Raw genomic sequence first — 6,072 nt, 5'->3', positions numbered from 1 at the left:
ATATAATTTACAAGCAATAATTACGGGAAGCCATTCATTTACGCCTGTTGCTTTTCTGATATTTGCCCAAACCTTGTCAATTGGTGCGTCAAGGATGTGTTTTGTTGAAATTGTGTGTGTCATTGGATTAGCTTTTTTGATTTTCGTAATTAATTCCCTTTGCTTGAAGGGTTTTGCGTTCCTTGTTGTCAATGGTGCATTGTCCTGCAAAGTAGCAGATAATACAACGGGCAGAAAGAACTGTCCCGAATTGAGCAACAGCCAAAATACCTAACAGAATGGCGTAAGTAGAATTACTTTTTAGAAAGTAAAATGTTCCAATAGTTGCTCCAATGCCGATTATTGTTCTAATGGTTCGGTCTTGCCAACCAATGTTTCTGTTATAGGAATAAGTTATTCCTCTAATGATATTCTTCATTTTTTGTTTCTTTTAGTCCTTCCACACCGTGTGGAATTACTATTGAAACAACAAAATTTGTAAGGTGTGACAGAAGTGACAGAAAAAAGTATTTTTGAGGGCTCATTCTTGAGTTGCCGGGTGTCGCTCTACAATGACCGCTAACTCCTGTATATACGAAAGTTTTGCAGTACTTTTTGTATTTATTTTGTACTTTTCTTCTTCATTATTGTACTTTTGATGCCGTACTTCTTGTATAGCTGAAAGTCAATCCGCTTTCACAAGGTAGAAAACAGTTTTCAAACTATCGCGCTGGCCACCTTTCAAAATTGATAGCCTCGCCTCCTACATTCACGGGCGGTACTTTACCCTTTCCCTACCGCTCACCGTCTATAGGGACTCATCTCATATTCCAGCGAATTTTTCACAGTTTTCCATTCCGATTGAATAATAGAAAACACCACGGTATCGCGCAACAATCCCTGCTGGTCGATGCGGTGATTTCGTAGCACCCCGTCCTGCTTCGCTCCGAGCCGCAGAATGGCATTTCGCGAGCGGTAGTTAAACCAGTTGGTTCTGAACTCTACGGCTATCGTATCGAGATTTTCAAAGGCGTGCCGGAGCAGAAGGTAGTTGCATTCGGTATTCACGCCCGTGCGCTGAAAGCTTTCGGCGTACCAGGTGTGGCCGATTTCAAGACGCCGACTTTCGGCCTCGACGTTGCAGTACCGCGTCGTGCCAAGTATTCTTCCATCCTCTTTATTGACTACCACAAAGGGAAGTGACCTCCCGTTCACCTGCTCTTGAAAAGCGGTTTCCAGGTACTTGTCGATTGTCGCTTCCGAAGGCACAGCGGTGTACCATATATTCCATAACTTACCATCGGCGGCCGCTTTTAGTAACCCTTCCCGATGTGATTTTTCCAGCGGAACCAAATCTACCTTTTGTCCTTCCAGTTTTATGGTATTGGTCCAGGTACTCATTTTGTCTAAATATTTTGATGGCTGATTCGCAAAAGTACGTTTTGGGGAGAAGAATGAAATATGGGTAGGTGAGTATCTAAATAAATGTCCAAACAATCCCCGCCCCATGTTCCGCGCTCAGGTGCGGATTTATGAATAATCGTGTGATGACCGCCCGCTAAGGATCTTGTTCGTTTTTGGCTATCTTTGAAAAAACCATTTGAATGAAACAGCGATGGAACAGGTAAAGGAAATTCCCAAAATACTGATTTACGAAGAGTTCGACGGCCATCCGATCTATCGGAAGGGATATAAGGATTATGTGTTGGGGGTGAAAAAAATCGAAGAGATAAATATGGGAACGAGCCAACTACAATGGGTCATCACTAATATCATCAACGCGCATCTGGTAAGGACTTTGCCCAAAGGCTTTCGTTTTGGCCCCGGTGAATTGGGAGTTCATGTTACCAAAGGCACCAACTTCTCAGCGGACATAGCCATTTACCGGAAAGGGCAACTGAAAACCGACCTGAGTTCGGTTCATTACTCCAAAACTCCGCCCAGCGTGGTAGTAGAAGTGGACATCAAAGCGGACGAGTCTAATTACTTTCAGAGCGAAGAGGATTATTTTCAAAGAAAAACCGAGCGTCTGCTCCAATGGGGCGTCGAGCGGGTAATCTGGGTGTTCTCGTCGTCGCGCCGGGTACTGGTGGCGGACAACTTGCAAAAGTGGGAATTCATTGCCTGGGATTTGCCTTTCGTTGTAATCGACGACCACGAGATTAACCTTTGGGATTTGATGCTGGAGGATGGCTTTCAGGCTTGAGAAGCTGTTTGTCGACTCGGACTTATGAATGATGAAAACTTTGGTCTGGTTTTTTTACTCAAGAAGCATAACAACTTCTTTGGAAATGCCTTTAACCTTTTGACCCTTAAACCTTGACCTAATTGGAATGGATTTCGGCAAGCTAGACAACATCAAAAACGTAGATTTCACCCTTCCCGACACGCACCAGTTCACCACGAAAACGCTGGCCAACGCCAAGCACATACCCAAAAAAGAAGTGTACGTTGGCCCGCCGATCTGGGCCAACAAAGAATGGGTAGGCAAGATTTATCCCACCAACGCCAAAGATAAGGACTTTCTTTACCACTACACCCGACAATTCAACACCATCGAACTGAACGTGACGCATTACCAGATTCCCAGCGACGACACGATCGATCGCTGGCGCGACACGGCTCCCGACGGCTTCAAGTACTGCCCTAAGTGGCCACAGATCATCAGCCACGACGCGGAGCTAGTCAACGTCATGCTGCCGTCGGACGAGTTTGTGCGGGCGGTGCTACGGCTGGAAGACCGACTGGGTACCACCTTCCTGCAGCTCGGTCCAGCTTTTGATACGGGCAAATTCGAGAACCTCGAACGCTTTCTGCAGGCGCTGCCCGAGGATTTTCCCATCGCTGTCGAGTTCCGTCACCCGAGCTGGTTCACCGATGACTACGCCTGGCAGCGGACGCTGGAACTCCTATATGAGCGGAACGTCGGCACGGTGATGACCGACGTGTCGGGTCGTCGCGATGTGCTGCACATGGCCCAAACTACCCCGACTTTCACCCTGCGTTTCGTGGGAAACGAATTGCACCGTACCGACTACACCCGCACCGACGAGTGGCTGCAACGCCTGAATGCCTGGTTCGAGCAAGGCTTGCAGCGTGCCTATATTTTCATCCATACCGAAGATAACATTTATTCGCCCGAACTGTCCAAGTACTGGATCGAGGGATTCAATGCCAAGATGAATCTTTCGGTAGCGCCGCCCGAAATTCGGGCACAGGTGATTCAAGGGGAGTTGTTTTGAAGAGAACCCTGTTTTCGTTCGAGATTTTCCACTACCTTCGCCCCATGACAAAAACATCGACCTGCCGTCCCCTTTATCATCGCATTACCGGATAAGGTTTCGGGTGGCGCGTCTTATTTAATAAGCATTCTGTGTAATAAGGTTGAATACAGAGTACACCGAAGCCTGATTCTGCAAAGAGTCGGGCTTCTTTTTTGTGTAATCGTGTAATTGATGCATTATTTTGTTAAGTAAGTAAGCCTGTAGTAAAACGTGTCCACTGTCAACAATTTATGTAAACAAACATCGTGTGCAGTAATAGTTGATCGCCTTATCAATTACACGGTTCAACGATTACACAATTCAACAACCCTTTGAAGATTGTCATCATAAAATATAACGCCGGCAACGTGCAATCGGTCATGTACGCGCTCGACCGCCTGGGCGTCAGCTACCTTTACACGGACGAGGAGGAAGAAATCCGCTCGGCGGACAAGGTCATTTTTCCCGGTGTTGGGGAGGCAAGCACCACAATGGCCTACCTGAAAAGCAAGAAGCTGGATTTGCTCATTCCCTCCCTGAAACAACCCGTGCTGGGTACTTGCGTGGGAATGCAGCTCATGTGTCGCCACTCCGAAGAAAACGACACCGACTGCATGGGGATTTTCGATGTTGACGTAAAGCGGTTTCCGGCTACGCCCGGCGTCAAAGTACCCCACATGGGCTGGAACTGCATTTACGACTACCAAAGTACCTTGCTTACGGGCCTGGAAGAAAAAGCGTATGTCTATTTCGTCCACAGCTACGCGCCGCCCGTCTGTGATAACACCATTGCCACCTGCGACTACATCCACCCATTCAGCGCCATGCTCCACCGCGACAACTTCTACGCCGCCCAGTTCCACTGCGAAATCAGCGGCGACATCGGCGAAAGGATTTTGAATAATTTTTTAAAAATGTAAGGTTTCAGATTACTCAAGATGGCGATCTTGAAGCACTGTCAATTGTCAACTTTTAACTCTCAACTAAATTGAACATCATTCCCGCCATAGACCTCATCGAAGGCAAGTGCGTCCGCCTCACGCAGGGCGACTACGCGCAGAAAAAAATTTATAACGAAAAGCCGCTTGAAGTCGCCAAACAGTTTGAGGACGCGGGCCTGACGCGGCTGCACCTCGTAGATTTGGACGGAGCCAAGGCCAAGAAGGTAGTTAACTGGAAAGTACTGGAATCCATCGCGGCCAAAACTACCCTGCAGGTGGACTTCGGCGGCGGTGTGCAGTCGGACGACGACCTTCGAATTGCCTTTGAGTGCGGAGCTAAACAGGTTACGGGCGGCAGCGTGGCCGTGAAACAACCGGATTTGTTCGAGAATTGGCTGAAAACCTACGGCGGCGAGAAAATCATCCTGGGGGCTGACGCCAAGAATGAGAAAATTGCCGTCAGCGGTTGGGAAGAAGGCACCGAGCTGTGGGTATATGATTTTGTGGAAAAGTACCAGGAGAAAGGCGTGAAGTACATCATCAGTACCGACGTCGCGAAGGACGGTCTGCTGCAAGGCCCATCTTTTGACCTGTACAAAAACTTGCAAGACAAATGCCCCGACCTGAACGTGATCGCCAGCGGTGGCGTGAGTAACATGGGCGACCTCGAACGTCTCGCCGAAATGGGTTTATACGGCATTATTGTCGGCAAAGCCATTTACGAAGGCCGCGTGACGCTGGCTGAATTAAGTAAACTGAACCAACAATGCTAACCAAACGCATCATCCCCTGTCTCGACGTCAAGGACGGGCGCACCGTCAAGGGTGTCAACTTCGTCAACCTCCGCGACGCGGGCGACGCCGTGGAACTCGGTGCGCTCTACGCCGCGCAGGGGGCCGACGAATTGGTTTTTCTGGACATCACAGCTACCGTCGATGGCCGCAAGACCTTTGCTGAACTAGTGAAGCGCGTGGCGCACACGATCAATATTCCGTTTACGGTGGGCGGCGGGATTTCGTCCATCGCCGACGTGTCGGTACTTTTGCACGCCGGAGCCGATAAGGTTTCGATCAACTCGGCGGCGGTGCGCAATCCGGATTTAATTAACGAATTGTCGCTGGAATTCGGCAGTCAGTGCATCGTAGTCGCTATCGACAGCCGCTACGTGCCGCACATCGAGGACGTACCCGACGCGGGCGGCGATCACCTTGTGCATACCCACGGCGGCCGCACGCCCACCGCCATCAAGACAATTCCCTGGGCCAAAGAAGTGGAAGAACGCGGCGCGGGCGAAATCCTGCTTACCTCAATGGACACCGACGGCACCAAAAGTGGCTTCGCTCTCGAACTGACCGCTACCATTTCGGGCGCGGCAAATATTCCTGTCATCGCCTCGGGTGGAGCGGGGAACATGGCACATTTTCAAGAAGTTTTCACTACGGGCAAAGCCGACGCGGGCCTGGCTGCCAGCATTTTTCACTTTCGGGAAATCGACATTCCTGATTTAAAGCAATATTTGCGTGAGCAAGGACTGCCGATGCGGCTGTGATGTGGTACGGTCGGACCGGCGCTCCGGCATCTTGGCCGTCTTCATAACCAAAGGTTTCCCCAATGACTGACGCACCCTGGGCGAACACATAGGTTCGCCCCTACAACATGAAACATAAAATGTCCCAAACCCTAGATTTCCAAAAATCTCCCGATGGCCTGCTCCCCGCCATCATCCAGGATCCCGCCACGGGCAAAGTCCTGATGCTGGGCTATATGAACGCCGAGGCCCTCGAAAAAACCAAGACCGAAGGCAGAGTCACCTTTTTCAGTCGCAGCAAGCAGCGCCTATGGACTAAGGGCGAAACGAGCGATAACTTTCTGCACGTCCAGGAAATCCT

General features: G+C 49.6%; 8 protein-coding genes. 6 read left to right on the top strand and 2 right to left on the bottom strand.

Annotated elements, in window-relative coordinates; genetic code table 11:
• Positions 1–127: 127 nt before the first annotated feature.
• On the bottom strand, positions 128–418 hold the full coding sequence (locus ACEW8P_RS24010; RefSeq protein ID WP_373515598.1) for a YgaP-like transmembrane domain: 291 nt from the start codon (positions 416–418) through the stop codon (positions 128–130).
• Between the two features lie 362 nt (positions 419–780).
• Positions 781–1,380 (bottom strand): GNAT family N-acetyltransferase, encoded by a 600-nt coding sequence (locus ACEW8P_RS24005; protein ID WP_373515597.1) that lies wholly within the window; start codon positions 1,378–1,380, stop codon positions 781–783.
• Between the two features lie 199 nt (positions 1,381–1,579).
• Here ACEW8P_RS24005 and ACEW8P_RS24000 point away from each other — a divergent pair, with 199 nt between their 5' ends.
• The 6 genes from ACEW8P_RS24000 to ACEW8P_RS23975 form a co-directional block, all read left to right on the top strand.
• Entirely contained in the window at positions 1,580–2,185 is a 606-nt protein-coding gene (locus tag ACEW8P_RS24000) for a hypothetical protein (protein ID WP_373515596.1), read from the top strand.
• A 127-nt stretch (positions 2,186–2,312) separates the two neighbouring features.
• Positions 2,313–3,221: a DUF72 domain-containing protein gene (locus tag ACEW8P_RS23995; RefSeq protein ID WP_373515595.1), complete on the top strand. Its 909-nt coding sequence runs from the start codon at positions 2,313–2,315 to the stop codon at positions 3,219–3,221.
• Positions 3,222–3,574: 353 nt separating this feature from the next.
• Positions 3,575–4,162 carry an imidazole glycerol phosphate synthase subunit HisH gene (gene hisH, locus ACEW8P_RS23990; protein ID WP_373515594.1) on the top strand — a complete coding sequence of 196 codons (588 nt, stop codon included), beginning with the start codon at positions 3,575–3,577 and terminating at the stop codon, positions 4,160–4,162.
• 68 nt (positions 4,163–4,230) lie between these two features.
• Entirely contained in the window at positions 4,231–4,956 is a 726-nt protein-coding gene (gene hisA / locus ACEW8P_RS23985; protein WP_373515593.1) for a 1-(5-phosphoribosyl)-5-[(5-phosphoribosylamino)methylideneamino]imidazole-4-carboxamide isomerase, read from the top strand.
• Complete coding sequence (gene hisF / locus ACEW8P_RS23980; RefSeq protein ID WP_373515592.1) at positions 4,950–5,732, top strand: imidazole glycerol phosphate synthase subunit HisF; 783 nt, start codon at positions 4,950–4,952, stop codon at positions 5,730–5,732. The genes hisA and hisF overlap by 7 nt, the downstream gene beginning before the upstream one ends.
• 119 nt (positions 5,733–5,851) lie before the next feature.
• Positions 5,852–6,072 (top strand): phosphoribosyl-AMP cyclohydrolase (locus ACEW8P_RS23975; protein ID WP_373515591.1); only part of this gene is annotated, 221 nt, incomplete at its 3' end.

It is taken from the genome of Persicitalea sp. (assembly GCF_041751555.1).
Taxonomy (GTDB): domain Bacteria; phylum Bacteroidota; class Bacteroidia; order Cytophagales; family Spirosomataceae; genus Persicitalea.
This window is presented reverse-complemented; position numbering and strand designations above follow the sequence as displayed.

Bases quoted from the DNA above. Each gene is read 5' to 3' on its own strand.
- ACEW8P_RS24010 (WP_373515598.1), bottom strand. From the start codon at position 418: ATGAAGAATATCATTAGAGGAATAACTTATTCCTATAACAGAAACATT.
- ACEW8P_RS24005 (WP_373515597.1), bottom strand. From the start codon at position 1,380: ATGAGTACCTGGACCAATACCATAAAACTGGAAGGACAAAAGGTAGAT.
- ACEW8P_RS23995 (WP_373515595.1), top strand. From the start codon at position 2,313: ATGGATTTCGGCAAGCTAGACAACATCAAAAACGTAGATTTCACCCTT.
- hisF (WP_373515592.1), top strand. From the start codon at position 4,950: ATGCTAACCAAACGCATCATCCCCTGTCTCGACGTCAAGGACGGGCGC.